General features: G+C 71.1%; 22 protein-coding genes. 12 read left to right on the forward strand and 10 right to left on the reverse strand.

Annotated elements, in window-relative coordinates:
• Positions 1 to 42: 42 nt before the first annotated feature.
• The 3 genes from AB4K12_RS30155 to AB4K12_RS30165 form a co-directional block, all read right to left on the reverse strand.
• Complete coding sequence (locus AB4K12_RS30155) at positions 43 to 717, reverse strand: class I SAM-dependent methyltransferase (RefSeq protein ID WP_368437873.1); 675 nt, start codon at positions 715 to 717, stop codon at positions 43 to 45.
• A 124-nt stretch (positions 718 to 841) separates the two neighbouring features.
• Positions 842 to 1540 carry a DUF402 domain-containing protein gene (locus AB4K12_RS30160; protein WP_368437874.1) on the reverse strand — a complete coding sequence of 233 codons (699 nt, stop codon included), beginning with the start codon at positions 1538 to 1540 and terminating at the stop codon, positions 842 to 844.
• Positions 1541 to 1641: 101 nt separating this feature from the next.
• The gene (locus tag AB4K12_RS30165) at positions 1642 to 3036 is read right to left on the reverse strand and encodes a class II fumarate hydratase (RefSeq protein ID WP_368437875.1); all 1395 of its coding nucleotides are present in this window, start codon (positions 3034 to 3036) and stop codon (positions 1642 to 1644) included.
• 107 nt (positions 3037 to 3143) lie between these two features.
• Here AB4K12_RS30165 and AB4K12_RS30170 point away from each other — a divergent pair, with 107 nt between their 5' ends.
• Positions 3144 to 4667 carry a ricin-type beta-trefoil lectin domain protein gene (locus AB4K12_RS30170; protein WP_368437876.1) on the forward strand — a complete coding sequence of 508 codons (1524 nt, stop codon included), beginning with the start codon at positions 3144 to 3146 and terminating at the stop codon, positions 4665 to 4667.
• A gap of 45 nt (positions 4668 to 4712) precedes the next feature.
• On the opposite strand, the gene AB4K12_RS30175 is transcribed toward AB4K12_RS30170, so the two are convergent.
• The gene (locus tag AB4K12_RS30175) at positions 4713 to 6392 is read right to left on the reverse strand and encodes a fumarate hydratase (protein WP_368437877.1); all 1680 of its coding nucleotides are present in this window, start codon (positions 6390 to 6392) and stop codon (positions 4713 to 4715) included.
• A gap of 166 nt (positions 6393 to 6558) precedes the next feature.
• Here AB4K12_RS30175 and AB4K12_RS30180 point away from each other — a divergent pair, with 166 nt between their 5' ends.
• Together AB4K12_RS30180 and AB4K12_RS30185 are read left to right on the forward strand one after the other, a co-directional pair.
• Entirely contained in the window at positions 6559 to 7185 is a 627-nt protein-coding gene (locus AB4K12_RS30180) for a DUF1707 domain-containing protein (RefSeq protein WP_368437879.1), read from the forward strand.
• A 181-nt stretch (positions 7186 to 7366) separates the two neighbouring features.
• A complete protein-coding gene (locus AB4K12_RS30185) occupies positions 7367 to 7723 on the forward strand; it encodes a WhiB family transcriptional regulator (RefSeq protein ID WP_207247897.1) in 357 nt (118 codons plus the stop codon).
• A gap of 103 nt (positions 7724 to 7826) precedes the next feature.
• Here AB4K12_RS30185 and glpX read toward each other — a convergent pair whose 3' ends face one another.
• A complete protein-coding gene (glpX, locus tag AB4K12_RS30190; protein WP_086575296.1) occupies positions 7827 to 8858 on the reverse strand; it encodes a class II fructose-bisphosphatase in 1032 nt (343 codons plus the stop codon).
• A gap of 179 nt (positions 8859 to 9037) precedes the next feature.
• Between glpX and AB4K12_RS30195 the strand changes: the two genes are divergently transcribed.
• The gene (locus AB4K12_RS30195; protein WP_368437880.1) at positions 9038 to 9580 is read left to right on the forward strand and encodes a DUF4245 domain-containing protein; all 543 of its coding nucleotides are present in this window, start codon (positions 9038 to 9040) and stop codon (positions 9578 to 9580) included.
• Positions 9581 to 9759: 179 nt separating this feature from the next.
• Here the strand turns inward: AB4K12_RS30195 and AB4K12_RS30200 are convergent, their stop codons facing one another.
• The 4 genes from AB4K12_RS30200 to AB4K12_RS30215 form a co-directional block, all read right to left on the reverse strand.
• Positions 9760 to 10350, reverse strand: a complete 591-nt coding sequence (locus AB4K12_RS30200; RefSeq protein ID WP_368437882.1) for a malonic semialdehyde reductase — start codon at positions 10348 to 10350, stop codon at positions 9760 to 9762.
• Between the two features lie 89 nt (positions 10351 to 10439).
• Positions 10440 to 10724, reverse strand: coding sequence for an exodeoxyribonuclease VII small subunit (locus AB4K12_RS30205; protein WP_368437884.1), 285 nt, complete (start codon positions 10722 to 10724; stop codon positions 10440 to 10442).
• A gap of 10 nt (positions 10725 to 10734) precedes the next feature.
• The gene (gene xseA / locus AB4K12_RS30210) at positions 10735 to 11955 is read right to left on the reverse strand and encodes an exodeoxyribonuclease VII large subunit (protein WP_368437886.1); all 1221 of its coding nucleotides are present in this window, start codon (positions 11953 to 11955) and stop codon (positions 10735 to 10737) included.
• Between the two features lie 279 nt (positions 11956 to 12234).
• Positions 12235 to 13590 carry an APC family permease gene (locus AB4K12_RS30215; RefSeq protein ID WP_368437887.1) on the reverse strand — a complete coding sequence of 452 codons (1356 nt, stop codon included), beginning with the start codon at positions 13588 to 13590 and terminating at the stop codon, positions 12235 to 12237.
• Between the two features lie 67 nt (positions 13591 to 13657).
• Between AB4K12_RS30215 and AB4K12_RS30220 the strand changes: the two genes are divergently transcribed.
• A complete protein-coding gene (locus tag AB4K12_RS30220; protein ID WP_368437889.1) occupies positions 13658 to 14647 on the forward strand; it encodes a 4-hydroxy-3-methylbut-2-enyl diphosphate reductase in 990 nt (329 codons plus the stop codon).
• A 30-nt stretch (positions 14648 to 14677) separates the two neighbouring features.
• Complete coding sequence (gene ppgK, locus AB4K12_RS30225; protein ID WP_368437890.1) at positions 14678 to 15442, forward strand: polyphosphate--glucose phosphotransferase; 765 nt, start codon at positions 14678 to 14680, stop codon at positions 15440 to 15442.
• Here the strand turns inward: ppgK and AB4K12_RS30230 are convergent.
• A complete protein-coding gene (locus AB4K12_RS30230; protein WP_368437892.1) occupies positions 15339 to 15944 on the reverse strand; it encodes a DUF6542 domain-containing protein in 606 nt (201 codons plus the stop codon). The genes ppgK and AB4K12_RS30230 overlap by 104 nt on opposite strands.
• 187 nt (positions 15945 to 16131) lie before the next feature.
• Here AB4K12_RS30230 and ychF point away from each other — a divergent pair, with 187 nt between their 5' ends.
• The 6 genes from ychF to AB4K12_RS30260 all read left to right on the forward strand — a co-directional run bounded on the left by ychF (position 16132) and on the right by AB4K12_RS30260 (position 21608).
• On the forward strand, positions 16132 to 17220 hold the full coding sequence (ychF, locus tag AB4K12_RS30235; protein WP_368437893.1) for a redox-regulated ATPase YchF: 1089 nt from the start codon (positions 16132 to 16134) through the stop codon (positions 17218 to 17220).
• 268 nt (positions 17221 to 17488) lie between these two features.
• Positions 17489 to 18241 carry a GntR family transcriptional regulator gene (locus tag AB4K12_RS30240; protein WP_368437894.1) on the forward strand — a complete coding sequence of 251 codons (753 nt, stop codon included), beginning with the start codon at positions 17489 to 17491 and terminating at the stop codon, positions 18239 to 18241.
• A gap of 248 nt (positions 18242 to 18489) precedes the next feature.
• Entirely contained in the window at positions 18490 to 20133 is a 1644-nt protein-coding gene (locus AB4K12_RS30245) for an APC family permease (protein WP_368437896.1), read from the forward strand.
• Between the two features lie 153 nt (positions 20134 to 20286).
• Entirely contained in the window at positions 20287 to 20466 is a 180-nt protein-coding gene (locus AB4K12_RS30250; RefSeq protein ID WP_086571814.1) for an SPOR domain-containing protein, read from the forward strand.
• A 133-nt stretch (positions 20467 to 20599) separates the two neighbouring features.
• Positions 20600 to 21016, forward strand: coding sequence for a (deoxy)nucleoside triphosphate pyrophosphohydrolase (locus AB4K12_RS30255; RefSeq protein WP_368437899.1), 417 nt, complete (start codon positions 20600 to 20602; stop codon positions 21014 to 21016).
• A 172-nt stretch (positions 21017 to 21188) separates the two neighbouring features.
• Entirely contained in the window at positions 21189 to 21608 is a 420-nt protein-coding gene (locus AB4K12_RS30260) for an ATP-binding protein (RefSeq protein ID WP_368437923.1), read from the forward strand.
• Positions 21609 to 21697 lie beyond the last annotated feature (89 nt).

Here is a 21697-nt window from a genome sequence, read left to right on the forward strand (position 1 = left end):
CGTCGGGGCCGTGCGCCCGCCCGGGGGCGGGACACACGTGGGTCAGACGCGGCGCAGGTTGAGAAAGAGCTGGATCTCGGGTGGTACGTCCGTACTCGCCGGGGCGTACGCCGGCGAGCTCTCCCCGGCGATGTCGAATCCCGCGTCGCGCACGACCTGGCGCAGTTCTTCCCGCAGGTATCCCGATACCCGGATCGTGTTGCCCAGGAACGGGATCGCGTAGTCGTCGACATCCGCCTCGACCATCGAGAGCGCCATCAGGCCCCCGGGTCTGAGCAGGTCGTGCAGCATGCGAAGGGCGTACGGGATCTCCGGGCGCGGCAGCATCAGCAGCGCGAAGAACGCGGCGATGCCATCGAAGGTGCCCAGGTGCCCGTCGCGCAGATCGGCGAGGTCGCCGCGGTGGAAGGCGGCGTCCGGCACGTTGACGCGGGCCAGGTCGAGCATGCCGGGGGAGAGGTCGACACCGGTCACCTCGTGGCCCGCGGCGGTCAGCTGACGGGCCGTCGGCAGACCCGTGCCGCAGCCGACGTCGAGGATCCGGGAGCCCGGCGGCAGGGCGGCGGCCAGCCAGGCGCCGGCCGCGAGCTGGCCCTCCTTGTGCGGGAAGGCCTCGTCGTAGCGGTCGCCGATGGCGTCGAACGCCTCGGCCTGTCCATTGCGGTCCAGCCCTAACCGGGCGTAGCCGTCGTAGTCCCGCCGGTCCTGACCGCTCACGGCTTCGCCCCTCCTGTGACCGTGACTTTCCTTCATCCTGCAGTGCCGTGCCGTCTCGCGAGTATCGCGGAGGCCGATCCTACGGTTGCCTCGCGGGGATTCGGCAAGCGTTTCCCGCTCCGATTCACGCCCCGATGCGCGTGGGAGTGCGGCCCCAGTCGCCCGGCAGCTCGGGAACCGTCCACCCCGGGTCCGGCCGCCACCCCTCCCAGCCCGCCGTGAACGGCGCGTCCCAGGCCTCGATCAGCTCGACCGCCGCGCGTCCCGCGGCCCGTACCCGCTCGGCCCGGTCGGCGGGCATCAGGCCGACGCGCTGCGCCTGCGCGAACTCGTCCTCGTCCTTCCACTCCCAACTGCGGTCGGGGTAGACGGCGATGTCCAGGAAGTGGTCCTCGGAGTCGACGCCGCCGGCCCAGCGCGCGAGCGGTTCCTCGAGATTCACGTACCAGTTCCGGAAGCTCCAGTCGAGGTCCCAGAACAGCCAGACCGACCAGGGGTCGCCGGGCCGGGCGAGCTTGAGCACCCCGGGCCCGAACCAGCGGGTGACGGACGTGGCGCGCGGCTTGGTGTAGCGGGTGGCCAGCGGCTCGCGGTGGACGGGGGTGCCGTCGGCGAGGACCGGCTTGACGCAGTCGGTGCCGGGGGCCATCCAGACGGCGAGCAGTTCGTCGGTGTCCTCGACGACGGTGACGGGACGGCAGATGTGGATGCGGCCCTCGGCGCCGGGTCTGGTGTTGCCGCGGTAGCGCCAGAGGATGTGGTCCCCCGGCGCCCAGTGGGCGGTGCCCGCCCCGCCCGTCGTCCCCGTCGTGTCCGCTGTCATGCGGAGATCTTAGGTGCCCGGGGCACCGATGCGCGGGGAAGTCCGCCGTGATGTGTACCGCAAAGGTACGGGCCAAAGGCCCGTACCTGTCCGGGCACGCCTCAGGGACGGGTCATGCGCAGCACGTCGAGGGCCTCGTCGAGCTGCTCCAGGGTGAGCAGGCCGCGCTCCACGTAGCCGGCCTCCAGGACGACCTCGCGGATGGTCCTGCGCTCGGCGAGGGACTTCTTGGCCACCTTCGCGGCCTCCTCGTAGCCGATGTAGCGGTTCAGCGGCGTGACGACCGACGGGGAGGACTCGGCGTACTCGCGGGCCCGCTCCACGTTGGCGGTGATGCCGTCGACCGTGCGGTCGGCCAGCAGGCGGGAGGCGGCGGCCAGCAGCCGGATGGACTCCAGGAGGTTCTTCGCCATGACCGGGAGCATCACGTTGAGCTCGAAGTTCCCGGCGGCGCCGGCGGTGGCGACGGTGGCGTCGTTGCCGGTGACCTGGGCGGCCACCATCAGGACGGCCTCGCAGACGACCGGGTTGACCTTCCCCGGCATGATCGAGGAGCCGGGCTGGAGGTCGGGCAGGTTGATCTCGGCGAGGCCGGTGCGCGGGCCGGAGGCCATCCAGCGCAGATCGTTGGCGATCTTGGTGAGCCCGACGGCGATGGTGCGCAGCTGGCCGCTGGTCTCCACCAGGCCGTCGCGCGCGCCCTGCGCCTCGAAGTGGTCGCGGGCCTCGGTCAGCGGCAGGCCGGTGGTGCGGGCGACCTCGGCGATGACGGCGCCGGAGAAGCCCGGCGGGGTGTTGATGCCGGTGCCCACGGCCGTGCCGCCCAGGGGGAGTTCGGCGAGCCGCGGCAGGGAGGAGCGCAGCCGCTCGGCGCCGTACCGGATCTGGGCGGCGTACCCGCCGAACTCCTGACCGAGCGTCACCGGCGTCGCGTCCATCAGGTGCGTCCGGCCGGACTTGACGACCTCGGCGAACTCCTCCGCCTTGCGCTCCAGCGAGGCCGCCAGGTGCTCGAGCGCCGGGACGAGGTCGGCGGTGACGGCGGCCGTGGCGGCGATGTGGATGGAGGACGGGAAGACGTCGTTGGACGACTGGCTGGCGTTCACGTGGTCGTTGGGGTGGACCGGTCTGCCGAGCCGCTCGCCGGCGAGGGTGGCGATGACCTCGTTCGCGTTCATGTTCGAGGACGTGCCGGAGCCGGTCTGGAAGACGTCGACGGGGAAGTGCTCGTCCCAGCGGCCCTCGACGACCTCGGCCGCCGCGTCCGCGATGGCCTCGGCCACGTCCTTGTCGAGCACGCCCAGTTCGGCGTTCACCTTCGCCGCCGCCGCCTTGATCCGGCCCAGCGCGGCGATGTGCGCCCGCTCCAGGCGCTGCCCGCTGACGGGGAAGTTCTCGACGGCCCGCTGGGTCTGTGCCCGCCACTTGGCGTGCGCGGGGACGCGCACCTCGCCCATCGAGTCGTGCTCGAGCCGGTACTGCTCGCTGTCGGTCATGGTCACTTACCTCCTGACAAACACAAGGTTTGTCTTGTCCATCCTGTTCCCAAAGCCACAACCGACTAGTAAATACCGCTGGTAACAACAGAACTCGGGGAGGCTTCATGACACGCAGACCCACCCTGCGATGTTCCCTCGCCGCGCTGGCGGCACTCGCCGCCGCGTTCGGCGGACTGACCGTCACCGCTCCCGGCGCGGCCGCACAGCCCCGCGCCGCCGCCACCGCGTCCACCCCCCTGCCGCCCGAGCTGGAGAAGCTCCGCGCCGCAGAGGCCGTGCGGCTCTACGGCGACGCCGCCGAGCGCCCCTTACAGGAACGCAAGACCTCCCTCGTCTCCCTCGGCGACAGCGAGATCTCCGGCGAGGGCGTCGGCACCTACGAACCGGGCACGAACGGCCCCGACAACTGGTGCCACCGCTCGCCCGACGCCGCCGTCCACCGCACCGCCATAGGCGCCGACGTCACCTACAACGTCGCCTGCTCCGGCGCGTCCACCGCCAACATCCGCATCGGCGGCAGCAAGCAGTACGCCGACGAGCTCGTGCAGAGCGACGCCCTGGCCGTCAAGGCCCGCGCCACCCGCGTGAAGATGGTGCTGCTCGTCGCGGGCGCCAACGACGACCTGCAGTTCGGCCCCGTGATGACCGACTGCGTCACCCGCTACCTCACCCTCCAGGGCCCCTGCGAGCCGAAGTACGCCCCCGCCTGGCAGTCCCGCGTCGACGGCCTGGTGCCCAAGGTCGAGCAGACCGTACGGGACCTGCGCAAGGTGATGACGGACGCCGGGTACGCGAGCGGCGACTACAAGCTCGTCGTCATGGGCTACCCCAGCCCCATCGGCCCCGACTTCGAGGACAACCCCGGCTACCGCGGCAAGCTCCTCGACGGCTGCGTCGGCCACACCTCCGACTCCGCGTGGGGCCGCAACCAGGCCGTCCCCGCCTTCGAGCGCGGGATGCGCAAGGCCGCCCGGGACACCGGCGCCGTCTACCTCGACAACTCCCGGCTCTTCCACGGCCACGAGGTCTGCATGGAGGACACCTGGGCCCGCGGCCTCTACGTCGACGTGACCAACCCCTTCCCGCCGAACGAGAACTCCGTACGGCAGTCCTTCCACCCCAACTTCCGGGGCCACGGCGCCTTCGCGTCCTGCCTGACGCAGATCTACCTCTCCGGCTACCAGGAGGCGGGCTGCGCCGACCCGGCGAGCACCGGGAAGCCCGTGCTGCACAAGGGCGCCTGGGACGACGCGTACAAGCCGCTGAAGAGCGCGGCGACGGGCACCTGCGTGGACGCGTACGGGGCCGCCAGCGCCAACGGCACCCAGGTCGGCGGCTGGCCGTGCTCGGGGAGCCGCAACCAGGACTGGTGGTACGACGCGGGGAACGGCTCGCTGCACTCCGCGCTGACGCACGACCGATGCGTGGACGTGCCGGGCGGGAAGTACGCGGCGGGCGCGGCCGTGGCGCTGTGGAACTGCCACGGGGGCGCCAACCAGCGGTTCACGAAGTCCGGCTCGACGTTCCGCCCGTCGGCGGCGCAGGACCTGTGCCTGACGCTGGCGGGGGCGAAGGAGCCGGTGCGGCTGCAGAAGTGCGACGGCTCGGCGTCGCAGCGCTTCGCGTAGCCGGTCCTCCTGTGGGCCCCGGTGCGGGGCCCACAGGAGCGCGGGTCACTTGCGGACGGGGATGGACGTGAAGGTCGGCGCCGGGGACGGGTCGACGAAGAAGTCGTTGCCCTTGTCGTCGACGACGATGAACGCCGGGAAGTCCTCGACCTCGATCTTCCAGACGGCCTCCATGCCGAGCTCCTCGTACTCGAGGACCTCGACCTTCTTGATGCAGTCCTGGGCCAGGCGGGCGGCCGGGCCGCCGATCGAGCCGAGGTAGAAGCCGCCGTGCGTGCCGCAGGCGTCGGTGACCTGCTTGCTGCGGTTGCCCTTGGCCAGCATGACCTTGGAGCCGCCCGCGGCCTGGAACTGCTCGACGTAGGAGTCCATGCGGCCGGCCGTCGTCGGGCCGAACGAGCCGGAGGCGTAGCCCTCGGGGGTCTTGGCCGGGCCGGCGTAGTAGACCGGGTGGTCCTTGAGGTACTGCGGCATCTCCTCGCCCGCGTCCAGCCGCTCCTTGATCTTCGCGTGGGCGATGTCACGGGCGACGACCAGCGGGCCGGTCAGCGAGAGCCGGGTCTTGACCGGGTACTTGGTCAGCTCGGCGAGGACCTCGTCCATCGGACGGTTGAGGTCGATCCTGACGACGTCGCCGTCCGACTCCAGGTGCTCGTCGGTGGTCTCCGGCAGGAAGCGCGCCGGGTCCTTCTCCAGCTGCTCGAGGAAGACGCCCTCGGCGGTGATCTTCGCGACGGCCTGGCGGTCGGCCGAGCAGGAGACGGCGATGGCGACGGGCAGCGAGGCACCGTGGCGCGGCAGCCGGACCACACGGACGTCGTGGCAGAAGTACTTGCCGCCGAACTGGGCGCCGATGCCGATCTTCTGCGTCAGCTCGAAGACCTTCTCCTCCAGCTCCTTGTCACGGAAGCCGTGACCGGTGGGGGAGCCCTCGGTGGGCAGCTCGTCGAGGTAGTGCGCGGAGGCGTACTTCGCGGTCTTGAGCGCGAACTCCGCGGACGTGCCGCCGACGACGATCGCCAGGTGGTACGGCGGGCACGCGGCGGTGCCCAGCGAACGGATCTTCTCCTCCAGGAACTTCATCATGGAGGCCTCGTTGAGGACCGCCTTGGTCTCCTGGTAGAGGAAGGACTTGTTGGCCGAGCCGCCGCCCTTGGCCATGAAGAGGAACTTGTACGCGCCGCCGTCGGTCGCGTAGAGCTCGATCTGCGCGGGCAGGTTGGAGCCGGTGTTCTTCTCGTCCCACATCGTCAGCGGGGCCATCTGCGAGTACCGCAGGTTGAGCTGGGTGTAGGCGTCGAAGATGCCGTGCGAGAGGGCCTTGGCGTCCTCGCCCTCGGTGAGCACGTTCTGCCCGCGCTTGCCCATGACGATCGCCGTGCCGGTGTCCTGGCACATCGGCAGCACGCCGGCCGCCGCGATGTTGGCGTTCTTCAGCAGGTCGAGGGCGACGAAGCGGTCGTTCGGGGAGGCCTCGGGGTCGTCGAGGATCCTGCGCAGCTGGGCGAGGTGGTCCGGGCGCAGGTAGTGCGAGATGTCGTGCATCGCCTCGGCGGCCAGCTTGCGCAGCGCCTCGGGCTCGACCTTGAGGAAGGTACGGCCGTCGGCCTCGAAGGTGGAGACACCCTCGGAGGTGATCAGGCGGTACTCCGTGGTGTCCTCGCCCGTGGGCAGCAGGTCGGTGTAGGCGAACGCAGGGTGGGTCGGGCGGGGGGTAGCGGACATCGGAGGCCATTCCTCACTCGGCAGACGGCTGTGTGCCGGCATCTTCGACAGCACTGAAACAGCGTAGAACCCTGTCGGGGGGCGCAGGAGGTGAGGTAAGACTCACTCGACGCCCGCCTCCCGCACGGGCTATCGCGATCTATCGCGTTTCGCTACGCTGCCCTTCGTGGACCACTCATCACTGCGCGCCTCCGACGCCGACCGCGACCGGACGGCCGGGATCCTGCGCGACGCCCTCGCCGAGGGCCGGCTGACGGCCGAGGAGCACGCCGAGCGGATCGACGCGGTCTACGAGGCCAGGACGCTCGGCCAGCTGGAGCCGCTGGTGCGCGACCTGCCCGGCGGGCACCGCCCCGCCGCGGAAACCGCCGCCGCGACCGCCTCCACGCGCCCGTACGGTGCTTCCGTGCGCCCCGCGCCGATGGCGAGCGAGAACGTCGTCGCCGTGTTCGGCGGCGCCACCCGCCGCGGCCGCTGGCGCCCGGCGCCGCGCACGAATGTGCTGGCCCTGTTCGGCGGCGTGGAGATCGACCTGACCGAGGCGTTCTTCGAGCAGCGGGAGATCGTCCTCAATGTCTGGGCCGTCTTCGGCGGAGTCGAGATCAGGGTGCCGGAGAACGTCTCCCTCCGGGGCGCCGGATCCGGCGTCTTCGGCGCCTTCGACGTACGGACCGGCGAGGCCCCGGACCCGGACGCCCCGGCCGTCGTGGTCACGGGCTTCGCCGTTTTCGGCGGTGCGGAGGCGAAGCCCCGCAAGGGCAGGCGGCTGAAGAACCTCCGGGCGGCCAACTGACCGTCGCCGCGCGGTAACCGAGGGCATTCCGGTCATGGCAACGGTGTGAATAAGCTCGCGCACAGCGGGTAAAGCTTGGTGCATCGTCTCTCGTACGGCTGCGGGTGCGAATGGCCGTGCGCGCCGAGGCGGGCAAAGGTGACTCAAATCGGCCCAGCAAAGCCGTCGTCAGGAGTAGACCGTGCTGCTACCGCATCAGCCCCTGCAGGAAGCCGCCGTACCGTCCCAGCGGATTTCCGCTCGGGAACAGGCCGGCCCCTGGCATTCGGAGGCGGTGTGCCGCCGGGATGAAGCCGGGCTGTTCTTCGCACCATCAAAGGAGCCAACCGCCGCCCGTCTTTCCCGGGAAGAGGCCGCCAAACGCGTCTGCGCCCGTTGCCCCGTCATGGTCGAGTGCCGCGAGCACGCCCTGCTGCAGCCGGAGCCCTACGGCGTGTGGGGCGGCCTGACGGCGGCCGAGCGCCGCGTCGTGCTCGCCCGCCGCCGGCGGCGCGAGGCGGAGCTGCAGCGGTCCACACGCATCGCCGCGGCGGGCTGAACGCCCGCGCAGGGGACACATCGGGCCGGGCCCCGCCGTCTGACGGCGGGGCCCGGCCCGTTGAGCGCTCCGTTCCCCGGCGTGCCCTGTCGGGGTGCCCGGATCAGCTGGGGCGCTCGAAGTCGACCGAGCTGTAGGCGCGCAGCTTCGACAGCCGGTGCTCGGAGTCGATCAGGCGGATCGTGCCCGACTTGGAGCGCATGACGAGCGACTGCGTGGTCGCCGTCTCGGCGCGGTAGCGCACGCCGCGCAGCAGCTCGCCGTCGGTGATGCCGGTGGCGACGAAGAAGACGTTCTCGCCGCTGACCAGGTCCTCGGTGTGCAGGACGCGGTCCAGGTCGTGGCCGGCGGCGAGGGCGCGCTCGCGCTCCTCGTCGTCCTTCGGCCACAGCTTGGCCTGGATGGTGCCGCCCAGGCACTTCATCGCGCAGGCCGCGATGATGCCCTCGGGCGTGCCGCCGACGCCCAGCAGGAGGTCCACGCCGGTGCCCTCGCGGGCCGCCATGATCGCGCCGGCCACGTCGCCGTCGGAGATGAACTTGATGCGGGCGCCCGCCTCGCGGATGTCCTTGACCAGACCGTCGTGGCGGGGGCGGTCCAGGACGACGACCGTGACGTCCTCGACGGAGGAACGCTTCGCCTTGGCGATGCGGCGGATGTTGACCGCGACCGGGGCGTCGATGTCGACGAAGTCGGCGGCCTCGGGGCCGGTCACCAGCTTGTCCATGTAGAAGACCGCGGACGGGTCGAACATGGTGCCGCGCTCGGCGACGGCCATCACGGAGACGGCGTTGGCCATGCCCTTGGCGGTCAGCGTCGTGCCGTCCACCGGGTCCACGGCGACGTCGCACTCCGCGCCGGTCCCGTCGCCCACGCGCTCGCCGTTGTAGAGCATCGGGGCGTTGTCCTTCTCGCCCTCGCCGATCACGACGACACCGTTCATCGACACGGTGTGGATCAGTGCGCGCATGGCCCGCACGGCCGCGCCGTCCGCGCCGTTCTTGTCGCCACGGCCCACCCAGCGGCCCGAGGCCATCGCACCCGCCTCGGTGACGCGGACGAGCTCCAGCGCCAGGTTGCGGTCGGGCGCCTCCGGGCTGACTACGAGCTGGGACGGCAAGTGATGATCGCTCATCGGGGCGCACCTTTCTGTACGGCAACGGCCGTGGGGCCCCTCCTTCCCCGGGTGGGCCAGGAGGGTGAGGGTGCTGATGACTTTATCGGTTCATTGCGAGAGTGAGCAGGGCGCCCCACGCATGAGCGGCGTAAAGGTCGCTGTCAAGATCAAGAACGGCATGGGGGACCATAGGGGGCGTGGCAGGTAGGAACCCGAAGGCTCAGACGATCCGGAACATGCTGCTCGCGATGGCGGTGGTGATCCCGGTCGCGGGCATCAGCTATGTCTTCATCCCGCACGACCAGGACGGCGATCCCGTCCCCACGGTCGGCTACCGGGTGGAGCTCGACACGGCCCGGCGCGCCGCGCCGTACGCCGTGGCCGCCCCGGAGGGCCTGGGCGACGACTGGCGGGCGACGTCGGTGTCGTACCGGCCGAAGGGCGAGCTGGGCTCGGTCTGGCACCTGGGCTTCCTCGACCCGCAGACCGAGTACGTGGCCGTCGAGCAGAGCGACGGCCCGGCCCGCGCCTTCGTCGACGACGTGAGTCAGCGCGCGGAGAAGACGGGGAAGACCCAGCGCGTCGGCGGCGCCGAGTGGCAGCGCTACCAGGGGCCGAAGTACAACGCGCTGGTGCGCGAGGAGAAGGGCGTCACCACGGTCGTCACCGGGACCGCCTCGTACGAGCGGCTCGGGGAGATGGCCGGGGCGCTCAAGGCCGCCAAGGGCCCCAAGAACTAGACACCCGGCCATGAGATCCGGACACCCGGCCATGAGCGGCGTTCATGGATGCCGGTGACGGCCGTCCGTCATGAACACCGCTCATCAATGCCGGAACGACGAGAGCCCGGGCCTCGGCCCGGGCTCTCGTCATGCGTGAAGCCGCTTTTTCGGCTGCTCCACGGCCTGTTCCGCCGCCGTCAGACGGTGGTGACGGCCTGCTCGAAGGACAGGCGCGGCGAGCGCGGGCGGAAGGCGTCCTCGCCCGGCTTGCCGATGTTGACGATCATCAGCGGGGTGTGGTCGTCGTCGAGGAACTCCTTCTGCACGCCCGCGAAGTCGAAGCCGGTCATCGGGCCGGCGGCCAGGCCGGCGGCGCGGACGCCGAGGATGAAGTAGCCGGCCTGCAGGGCGGCGTTGGCGGCGGCGGACTGCTCGCGGACCGGGCGCTCGCTGAAGAAGAGGTCCTTGGCCTGCGGGAAGTGCGGCATCAGGGCCGGCAGCTCCTCGTGGAACTCGTTGTCCGCGGCGAGGATCGCGACGAGCGGGGCGGAGGCCGTCTTGGCGCGGTTACCCTCGGCCATCAGCGGCGCCAGGCGCTCGCGGGCCTCGGCGGAGCGGACCAGGACGATGCGCAGCGGCGACTGGTTGAAGGCGGTCGGCGCGAGCTTGATCAGGTCGTAGATCGCCTGGACCTGCTCGTCGGTGACGGGCTCCTCGGAGAAGGTGTTGGCGGTGTGGGCCTCGCGGAAGAGGAGGTCCTGGGCTGCGGAGTCAAGGGCGAGAGTCATGACACCACCATAGGAAGCGGTATGTGAAATTTCAACTAAATGGGCGGCGGAGTGGCGCACGTCACGTCGGCCCACGGTTTAGTGCCTGATCATTCGTCGGTCGCGGAGGCGCCGGATGCGGCGTCTTCCCGCTCTTCCCGCTCTTCCTGCGCCAGCGCCGCGTCCAGCCGGGCCCGGGCTCCGTCCAGCCAGCGACGGCACACCTTCGCCAGCTCCTCGCCGCGCTCCCACAGGGCCAGCGACTCCTCGAGCGTCGTGCCGCCGGCCTCCAGCCGCCGCACCACGTCGATCAGCTCGTCCCGCGCCTGCTCGTAGCCCAGCGCGTCCGCGGTCGCCGTCGCGGCCGTCGCGTTCCCGTCCGATGTCGTCGCCATGCCGGACAGCCTATGCGGGGGGTGCGACAACGGGCCGTACCGCGAACTCGCCCTCCGCGACCCGCGCCCGCAGCTCCTCGTCCGGCCCGACCTCGTCGGCCGCGCGGACCACCCGCCCGTCCTCGTGCTGCAGGACCGCGTAGCCCCGCCGCAGCGTCGCCGCCGGGGACAGGGCGACCACGCGCGCGTGGGTGTGCGTCAGCTCCGAGTGCGCCCGGTCCAGCAGGTGGCCCAGGGTGCGCCGGGAGCGGTCGGTGAGGGCGTCGATCTGCTCCGCGCGCTCGTCCACCATCCGCTGGGGCCGCTCCATGCACGGACGCGCCCGCGCGGCCGCCAGGCCGCGCTCCTCGCGGTCCAGGTGGGCGGTGACGCAGCGCAGGGCGCGCTCGCGCAGGTGTTGTACGCGGGTGAGCTCCTCGCCCACGTCCGGCACGACCCGCTTCGCCGCGTCGGTGGGCGTGGACGCGCGCAGGTCGGCGACCAGGTCGAGCAGGGGGGTGTCCGGCTCGTGGCCGATCGCCGACACCACGGGCGTACGGCAGGCCGCCACCGTCCGCACGAGCTGCTCGTCGGAGAACGGCAGCAGGTCCTCCACGCTGCCGCCGCCGCGCGCCACGATGATCACGTCGACGCCGGGGTGGGCCTCGAGCTCCTTGACCGCCTCGATGACGCTCGGGACCGCGTGCACGCCCTGCACGGGGACGTTGCGCACCTCGAAGCGGACGGCGGGCCAGCGGTGCCGGGCGTTCTCCAGGACGTCGCGCTCGGCGGCGGACGCGCGGCCGCAGACCAGGCCGATGAGCTGCGGCAGGAACGGCAGCGCGCGCTTGCGGTCGGCGGCGAACACGCCCTCGGCGGCCAGCGACTTCTTCAGCTGCTCCAGGCGCGCGAGGAGCTCGCCGACGCCGACGGGGCGGATCTCGGCGGCGCGGAGCGAGAGCTGGCCGCGCGGCGCGTACCACTCGGGGCGGGCGTGCACGACGACGCGCGCGCCCTCGGAGACGACGTCGGCGACTCGGTCGAAGACGGCGCGGTAGCAGGTGACGGACAGGGAGACGTCATGAGAGGGGTCGCGCAGCGTCAGGAACACCACGCCGGCACCGGGGCGACGGGAGAGCTGGGTGATCTGACCCTCGACCCAGACGGCGCCGAGGCGGTCGATCCAGCCGCCGATGAGGCGGGAGACCTGACCGACGGGGAGGGGGGCGTCGGGAGAGGTGGTCGCGGCCATGCGGTCGAGCGTATCGGGGTGGGGTGACATGTGGCGGGGTGCGCTGTGGTGGGGGTCGCTGTGGCGGGCGCGCTGTGGTGGGGGTCCGCTGTGGTGCGGGGCCGGGGCGGGATGGGGCGGGCCCTTCCGGTGCTGGATTATTTACGGCCCGGAACCGTCCACGGGTTTGAGTGCCCCGCACTCGGGCCGCAAATAACCCTGACGCCCCTTCCAGGGCCCGCCCCATCCCGCCCCGGCCCCTCCCGCCGTGAGTCGAGTGCCGTCGATGACACCATCCCCTTACGGCGCCCCCGGTGCCGTCACGCGCTGGACGGCCAGTACCCCCAGGCCGGCCACCAGCCACACCCCGCCGATCTGCTGGGCCGCGGGGGAGGCCTCCGCGATCACCGCGATCACCACCGCCAGGCCCAGCAGCGGCACCACCACATGCCGTACGAGCCCCACCCGCTCCCCGCGCCCCCGTACCCCGAACCACGCGATCACCGACGCGTGCAGCAGGCCGAAGGCCACGAGCGCGCCGATGTCGACCACCGACACCAAGCGGTCCAGGCCGTCGTCGCGGCGGGCCGCCCACACCGCCGCGATCAGGGTCACCAGGGCCGCGCTCAGCACGGCGGGGCGGGGGACGCCCGAGCCGCGGTCGACCTTCGCCAGCAGGGACGGCAGCCGGCGGTCGCGGGCCATCGCGAACAGCAGACGGCCCGCCGCGGCCTGACCCGCCAGCGCGGCGAAGGCCGCGCCGATCGCCTTGCTCGCCGCCACCAGGTCGTGCAGCCACCGGCCGGTCGCCGCGTCGACCGTGTCGTAGAACGCGGCCCCCTGCGCGGCCGGGTGCGCCGCCAGCGCGGCGGGGGACATCGGGGCCAGCAGAGCGGCGAGGTAGCTCTGCACGGCGAAGAGCACGCCCGCCACGGCCAGGCAGGTGACGACCGCGCGCGCCACCTTCCCCGAGCCGCCCGCCGACTCCTCGGCGAAGGCCGCGATCGCGTCGAAGCCCAGGTACGACAGGACCGCCACCGACACCGCCCCCAGCACCGCCCCGGGCGCGAAGCCCCCTTCCCCGATCAGCGGCGACAGCCAGCCGCGGCGGGGGCCGTCCTGGGCCAGCGCGACGGCCGCCGACACCACGAAGACGGCCAGCACCGCGAGCTCCATGGCCAGCACCAGGAAGCCCGCCAGCGCCGCCGCCCGTACGCCCCAGAGGTTCAGCCCGGTCGTCACGACCACCGCGATCGCCGTCCACACCCACTGCGGCACGGCCGGCACCAGCGCGTGCAGGGCGATGCCGGAGAAGAGGTAGGCGACCGCCGGGATGAGGGCGTAGTCCAGCATCGCCATCCAGCCCGCGATGAAGCCCGGCCCCTCGCCGAGGGCCACGCGCGCGTACGTGTAGACCGAGCCCGCCCGGGGGGCCACGCGCACCATCTGCGCGTAGGAGTACGCCGTGAAGGCCATGGCCGCCGTCGCCACGAGGTACACCAGCGCGATCGCCCCGTGCGCCTTCGCCGAGAGGGTGCCGAAGACGCCCACCGGCGCCATGGGGGCGATGAACAGCAGGCCGTAGACGACCAGGTCGCGGAAGGAGAGGGTCCGGCGCAGCGCGCCGTCGCCGGCGACGGGGGAGGGTGCGGCCATGGGGTCAGTATTCGGGCGCTCCGGCCCGGCGGCGGCGGGGCCACGCCGGTCCGCGCGGGCCCTTACGATGGACCGCATGACTGCTACCCCCGCCCGCAAGGTTCTGCTCGCCGCCCCCCGTGGCTACTGCGCGGGCGTGGACCGTGCCGTGATCGCCGTGGAGAAGGCGCTGGAGCAGTACGGTGCCCCCGTCTACGTACGGCACGAGATCGTGCACAACAAGTACGTGGTCAAGACGCTGGAGCAGAAGGGCGCGATCTTCGTCGACAGGACGGAGGAGGTGCCCGAGGGCAACATCGTCATGTTCTCCGCCCACGGCGTCGCCCCGGTGGTCCACGAGGAGGCCCGGCGGGGCAAGCTGGCGACGATCGACGCCACGTGCCCGCTGGTGACCAAGGTGCACAAGGAAGCCGTCCGCTTCGCCAACGAGGACTACGACATCCTCCTCATCGGTCACGAGGGCCACGAGGAGGTCATCGGCACCAGCGGCGAGGCCCCCGACCACATCACCATCGTCGACGGCCCGGAGGACGTGGCCAAGGTCGAGGTCCGCGACGAGAACAAGGTCGTGTGGCTGTCGCAGACCACGCTGTCGGTGGACGAGACGATGGAGACCGTCGACGCCCTCAAGGGCCGCTTCCCCAACCTGCTCTCCCCGCCCAGCGACGACATCTGCTACGCCACGCAGAACCGCCAGACCGCCGTGAAGCAGATGGGCGCCGACGCCGACCTGGTCATCGTGGTGGGCTCGAAGAACTCCTCCAACTCGGTGCGCCTGGTCGAGGTGGCCCTGGGCGCCGGCGCCCGCGCCTCGTACCTGGTCGACTACGCCGAGGAGATCGACGAGGCCTGGCTGGAGGGCGTGTCCACCGTCGGTGTGACCTCGGGCGCCTCGGTCCCGGAGATCCTCGTCGACGGCGTGCTCGAGTGGCTCGCCCAGCGGGGCTACGCGGACGTCGAGCTCGTCCGTGCGGCCGAGGAGAGCATCACCTTCTCGCTGCCCAAGGAGCTGCGCCGCGACCTGCGCGCGGAGGCCAAGGCCGCCACCGAAGGGTGATCAGCCCCGTCCGCGCCTAGGCTGCTGGGCATGGACGTATTCGGCGTGGACATCGGCGGATCGGGCATCAAGGGCGCTCCGGTGGACCTGGGGCGCGGCGAGATCGCGGAGGAGCGCTTCAAGGTGCTCACCCCGCACCCGGCCACCCCGGACGCGGTCGCCGACTGCGTCCGGCAGGTGGTCAGGCACTTCGGCCGGCCCGTCGGCCAGGTCGGCGTGACGTTCCCCGGCGTGGTGGTCGGCGGTACGACCCGCACGGCCGCCAACGTCGACAAGAGCTGGATCGGCCGGGACGCCGCCGGGCTGCTCGGCGAGCAGCTCGGCACGCCGGTGACCGTGCTGAACGACGCGGACGCGGCCGGGCTGGCCGAGATGACCCACGGCGCCGGGCGCGGACGCACCGGCACCGTCGTCGTGCTCACCTTCGGCACCGGCATCGGCAGCGCGGTCTTCATCGACGGTCGGCTGGTGCCCAACACCGAGCTGGGCCATCTGGAGCTGCAGGGGCACGACGCCGAGACCCGCGCCTCCACCCGGGCCAAGGAGGACGAGGACCTCAGCTGGAGCCGTTGGGCCAAGCGGGTGGGTCGCTACCTGGCACACGTGGAGATGCTCTTCTCGCCCGAGCTGTTCGTGATCGGCGGCGGCGTGAGCCGGAAGGCGGGGAAGTTCCTGCCCCTGATCGAGGGCGTCAACGCCGAGGTCGTGCCCGCTCAGCTGGAGAACAACGCGGGGATCGTGGGGGCCGCGATGGCCGCTTCCGCTGCTCCTTCCGCGCCCTCTTCCGCAGCCTGACCAGCACGACCCGCCGGACCAGCGCGATCAGCGCGGCCAGCAGCGTGCCCGCGTAGAGCCAGCCGGCGCTCAGCGACAGCATGGTGACCAGGCTCATCAGCCGGCCGCCCAGGCCGCCCGTGCCGTCGCTGAGGGCCACCGCCCCGACCGCGTAGGCGATCGGCGCGCTCACGGGGGCGGTCATCAGGTCGGCGGGGCGCACCCACAGCGCGCAGGCCGCGCAGGCGATCACGAAGAACACGCCGTAGACCCGGGGCGAGCCGCCCAGCAGAGCCGCGTCCAGGGCGCCGACGGCCAGCATGGCCAGCGCCGTGAGCAGTCCGCTGCCGAGCCCCGTCAGCCGGGGCGAGGGAAGGCGCCGGACCAGCGGGGAAGCCGGTCGGCGGGGCCGGGGACGCTCGGGGGCGGCGCCCTGGCTCTGTCCTACGGGAACGGCGGGGCGGGGCACGGGGGACCCGCGCCGGGCCTTGCGCTGGGGGATGCGCGTGCTGGGTTGCTCCACCCGACCAAACTAGGTGGGGTCGGACGGGGAATCCCGCGTTGGACACGCCGGAGGCACCTCGTTGGCCGTGTGTTCGGGGAATCCTCCGTGCGGGGACCGTGTGCGACGCGGACCCGTAGACTGGATGACCGGGCGCGTCACGGGGCGCGGAACCCTCGCACTACGGGAACAAACGGGAAGTCGCCACGTGTCGCTCACGATCGGAATCGTCGGTCTGCCGAATGTCGGCAAGTCGACCCTGTTCAACGCCCTGACCAAGAACGACGTCCTGGCGGCCAACTACCCCTTCGCCACGATCGAGCCCAACGTGGGCGTCGTCGGCGTCCCGGACGCCCGGCTGACCAAGCTCGCGGAGATCTTCGGCTCGCAGCGGATCCTGCCCGCCACGGTCGACTTCGTCGACATCGCCGGCATCGTGCGCGGCGCCTCCGAGGGCGAGGGCCTGGGCAACAAGTTCCTGGCGAACATCCGCGAGTCCGACGCGATCTGCCAGGTCATCCGCGCGTTCAAGGACGAGAACGTCGTCCACGTCGACGGCAAGGTCTCGCCGAAGGACGACATCGAGACCATCAACACCGAGCTGATCCTGGCCGACCTGCAGTCGGTGGAGAAGGCGGTCCCGCGCCTGACCAAGGAGTCGCGCCTCCAGAAGGAGAAGGTCGCCGTCCTCGCCGCCGTCGAGGAGGCCAAGGGCATCCTCGAGTCCGGCCAGACCCTGTTCTCGGCGGGCATCACCAAGGGCACCGAGCGCGGTGACCTCCTGCACGAGCTGCACCTGCTCACCACCAAGCCCTTCCTCTACGTCTTCAACGTGGACGAGGACGAGCTGGTCGACGAGGACTTCAAGAACGAGCAGCGCGCGCTGGTCGCCCCGGCCGAGGCCATCTTCCTCAACGCCAAGATCGAGTCCGAGCTGATCGAGCTGGACGACGACGAGGCGCTGGAGCTGCTGCAGTCCATGGGCCAGGAGGAGCCCGGTCTCGCCACCCTGGGCCGCGTCGGCTTCGACACCCTGGGCCTGCAGACCTACCTCACCGCCGGTCCCAAGGAGACCCGCGCCTGGACGATCAAGAAGGGCGCCACGGCCCCCGAGGCGGCCGGTGTGATCCACACCGACTTCCAGAAGGGCTTCATCAAGGCCGAGGTCATCTCCTTCGACGACCTGGTCGCCGCCGGCTCCGTCACCGAGGCCCGCGCCGCCGGCAAGGCGCGCATGGAGGGCAAGGAGTACGTGATGGCCGACGGCGACGTGGTGGAGTTCCGCTTCAACGTCTGACGACCACAGCGAAGGGCCGCACTCGGGGAGTGCGGCCCTTCGGCGTTCCCGGCACTATCTCTCGTGCACGCTTGTCGTCCCTTGTCCGGGCATCCCCGCATAGTTGCGGAATTGCCGCCGGTGAGTGCGCTGCGCATGTGCCCCGGGATCTCACCTACACACCGCTGAGCTGCAATTCACCACATCCGGTGATTCCTTGGCCTAGAGTTGCGGACCGCAACCCACGGTTGCCAAGCTGTTGCGGACTGTCAACCCCTTGGGAGTGGACGTGGCCTTCGGTGATCAGCCCGCATACCTTCGCGTCGCCGGCGATCTCCGGCAGAAAATCGTCGCGGGTGAGCTGCCGCCGCACACCCGCCTTCCCTCCCAGGCGCGCATCCGGGAGCAGTACGGCGTCTCCGACACCGTCGCCCTGGAGGCACGCAAGGTCCTGATGGCGGAGGGGCTCGTCGAGGGCCGCTCCGGGTCGGGTACGTACGTCCGTGAGCAGCCCGTGCCGCGTTCCGTGGTGCGTACGGGTTACCGGGCGGTCGGGGAGTCCACGCCGTTCCGGCAGGAACAGGCGGACGACCGCGTCAAGGGCACGTGGGAGTCCCGCAGCGAGCAGGGCGTGGCCGACACGTCCCTCGCCCGTCGGCTGCGGATCGGGCCCGGGGACCGGGTGATGCGCACCGACTATCTGTTCCGCTCCGGCGGCGAGCCCAGCATGCTCTCGACCTCCTGGGAGCCCTTGGCGCTCACCGGGCGCACTCCCGTGATGCTGCCGGAGGAGGGGCCGCTGGCGGGGCGGGGCGTGGTCGAGCGGATGGCCGCCATCGACATCGTCGTGGACAACGTGACCGAGGAGGTCGGGGCCCGTCCGGGGCTCGCCGAGGAGACCCTCGCGCTGGGCGGTGTCCCCGGCCACTGCGTGCTGGTGGTCTCGCGGACGTACTTCGCGGGCGGCTGTCCGGTGGAGACGGCCGACGTGGTGATGCTCGCCGAGCGGTTCCGGGTCGCGTACCACCTTCCGGTGAAGTAGGCGTGAACCGCGTATGAACTGACTCCGGAGTCAGTGTCGTAACTCCGCCCGCTGGTTCGTACCAGCGGGTAGGAAGTGTCGTGCTTGCCCCGGTTTCCCCTGCTTTGGTGAGCCATTCTTTACTGTTGTAAAACTCACATAGTCCCAGGTCAAGGCCCTTTGGCGGAATCAAGCAGGCCAAATCGCTCGTACGATGGCGCGGTTTGTGTCCTGTCCGTGGGGGAGTAGAAGCAAAGGAGATCCGGGGCTTGAGTACCGAACAGGGTTCGACCTCCAATTACCGCCGGACCCTCGGCACGACGGCGCTGACCGCCGTCGGCCTCGGGTCGATCATCGGCTCCGGCTGGCTGTTCGGTGCCGAACGCGCCGCCGTGCTCGCCGGACCGGCCGCCATCTTTGCCTGGGTCATCGGCGCCGTCGTGGCGCTGACCATCGCCCTGACGTACACCGAGCTCGGCTCGATGTTCCCCAAGGCGGGCGGCATGGTGCGGTACGGGCAGTTCTCGCACGGCTCGCTGGCCGGTTACATGGCCGCCTGGGCCAACTGGATCGCGATCGTCTCCGTCATTCCCGGCGAGGCCACCGCGTCCATCCAGTACATGAGCTCGTGGAAGTTCGACTGGGCGGGCAAGCTCTTCGACGGCAAGGAGCTCACCGGCACCGGCCTCGCGGCCGCCAGCGTCCTGGTGGTCTTCTACTTCTTCCTGAACTGGTTCGCGATCACGCTGTTCGCCAAGACGAACAACGCGATCACCGTGTTCAAGGTCGTGGTGCCGGCGCTGACCGCGGGTGCGCTGATCTTCGCGCACTTCGACACCAGCAACGTCGGCTCCGCCCACGGAGGCTTCGCCCCCAACGGCTGGAGCGCCGTCTTCAGCGCCGTCGCCGTCGCGGGCATCGTCTGGGCCTTCAACGGCTTCCAGTCGCCGCTGAACATGGCCGCCGAGGCCCGTAACCCCGGCAAGTCGCTGCCGAAGGCCGTCGTCGGCTCCATCCTGATCGCGCTGGTCATCTACATCGCGCTGCAGGTCGCCTTCCTGATGGCCGTCCCCGCCGCGGACCTCTCCGGCGGCTGGAACACCCTGGCCTACAAGTCCCCGCTGGCGGACCTCTCCATCACCTGGGGCCTGAACTGGCTGGCGCTGCTGCTCTACGCGGACGCCTTCATCTCCCCGTCCGGCACCGGCATGATCTACGCGGCCACCACCTCGCGCATGATCAACGGTGTCCAGGAGAACGGCCACCTGCCGAAGGTCTTCGGCAAGGTCGACCCCAAGACCGGTGTGCCGAAGCCGGCCCTGCTGCTCAACCTGGTGATCTCCTTCATCTTCCTGGCCGTCTTCCGCGGCTGGGGCTCGATCGCCGAGATCGTCGGTGTGGCCACGGTCATCTCGTACATCACCGGCCCCGTCGCCGTGATGTCGCTGCGCCGCATCGCCCCGGACATGAAGCGTCCGGTCAAGCTCAAGGCCATGCCGGTCATCGCCCCCATCGCGATGATCTTCGGCTCGCTGGTCATGTACTGGGCGCGCTGGCCGCTCACGGGCAAGGTCATCTTCATCATGGCCATCGGCCTGCCGATCTGGGCCTGGTACGAGCTGCGCAAGCCGTGGGCCGAGCTGAAGCCGCACCTGCAGGCCGGCGCCTGGATGGTGGCCTACCTGCTGGTCATGGCCTTCGTCTCGTGGGCCGGCGGCAGCGAGTTCGGCGGCAAGGGCTACCTGGCCCCGGGCTGGGACATCGTCGTGGTTGTCCTGATCGCGCTCGCGTTCTACGTGTGGGGCGTGCGCAGCGCGTGGCGCAACCCGACGCTTGTTCAGGTCGAGAAGGAATTGAAGGACGCCCAGGCGGCCGAGGAGAAGGACGAGGCGGAGCTCGCCGAGGCCAAGTAACCCTCACGGGTGGCCGAATGCGTACCTCTTCGTGAAAACCCGTATCCGCTGCGTAAAGGTCGGGCGTACGCTCGGGCATATGCGGACTGCGGTTTCTTCGGAAGTCACCGAAGGGCGTGCGCCGGTGCGCGCGGCGACGGGAGGGCAGGGGCGATGAACGACACCGGACCGGTCCTGCCCTGGCTGGTGATCCGCCAGGACGAGAACGGCAACCGCTACCGCGTCGGGCGCTACGCCACCAGAACCGAGGCGGAGCGGGTGGCCGACCGGCTGGACGCGGAAGGCCGTCGCCGGCTGTACATAGTCGAGCGGGTCGGGCGCGCCATCCCCTAGTCGCTTCCCGGGACGGGGGGCGCGCGACAGAGCGCGCCCGCCTCCGGGAGTGCGCCCCCGGGGCGGCGCTTCCCAGGCCCGGCGTCGCCCCGGGCCCGGCACCTCAAGGTGCCGGGCCCTACGCTTTCCCCTCATGGCGACAGTGCGCGTGGTGGTGGGTGGAGCGGTGTTTCATCAGGGGCGGCTGCTGGCCGCACGGCGCAGCGCCCCGCCCGAGCTGGCCGGCCGGTGGGAGCTGCCCGGCGGCAAGCTGGAGCCCGGCGAGAGCGCCGAGCAGGCGCTCGTACGGGAGCTGCGCGAGGAGCTCGGCGTCGAGGCGGAGCCGCTGGAGCGCCTCGCGGGGGAGTGGCCGCTGAAGCCCGGCTACGTCCTCCAGGTCTGGACGGCACGGCTGGTGGCCGGTGAGCCCCGCCCGCTCCAGGACCACGACGAGCTGTGCTGGCTCACCCCCGACCGCGTCGACGACGTCGACTGGCTGGAGCAGGACCGCCCCGCGGTGGCCCTCGCGGCCCGGCGGCTCGCCGCCATGGACCAGGCTCCGCCGCGGTGACCCTTCCGCACCGCCGCCGACCTGGGCGGTCTACGCCCGGTGTACGCCGAACGCGGCAACTCTCGCGGACGGAGCCGGGTGATGAAGATAGTCCGACCCTCATTCCGGGTATGTGCTGATTATTAGCCCCAAAGCCGGACATGCCGGTGTGGGGTCGCCAGAGGTCTGGGAAGTGGTCGGCGTGAGCGACAGCGCAGGGACCTTGGAATGGACGCCCGGCTTCGCCGAGTGGAGCTTCCCCGCCGAGGCCGGCGCCGTGCGCACCGCCCGCACCCTGGTGCGCGACACCCTGCGCCAGTGGGGGCTCGAGGCCGTCACCGACGTCACGGTCCTGCTGGTCAGTGAGCTCGTCACCAACTCCCTGCGCTACGCCAGCGGGCCCATCGGCGTCCGGATGTACTCCCACGCCGGCCCCAGCCTGCTCGTGGAGGTCTCCGATCCGCTCCCGGATCCGCCTCGCGAACGCGTGGCCGAACCCGATGACGAGGGCGGCCGGGGACTGCAGCTGGTGGCACTGGCTTCCCGCCGCTGGGGTACCCGCCCGGGCAACACCGGAAAGACGGTGTGGTTCGAGCTCAGTCTGCCCGGTTAGTAACCCGGGGAGAAGACATAGCGGGTTGAGACCGTGCTGTGATCGTGAAGTCCGTGTTCCGAAGGGCCCCTGTGCTGGATACTCGGCCT

Origin of the sequence: Streptomyces sp. C36 (assembly GCF_040932295.1) — a bacterium.
GTDB lineage: Bacteria > Actinomycetota > Actinomycetes > Streptomycetales > Streptomycetaceae > Streptomyces > Streptomyces triculaminicus.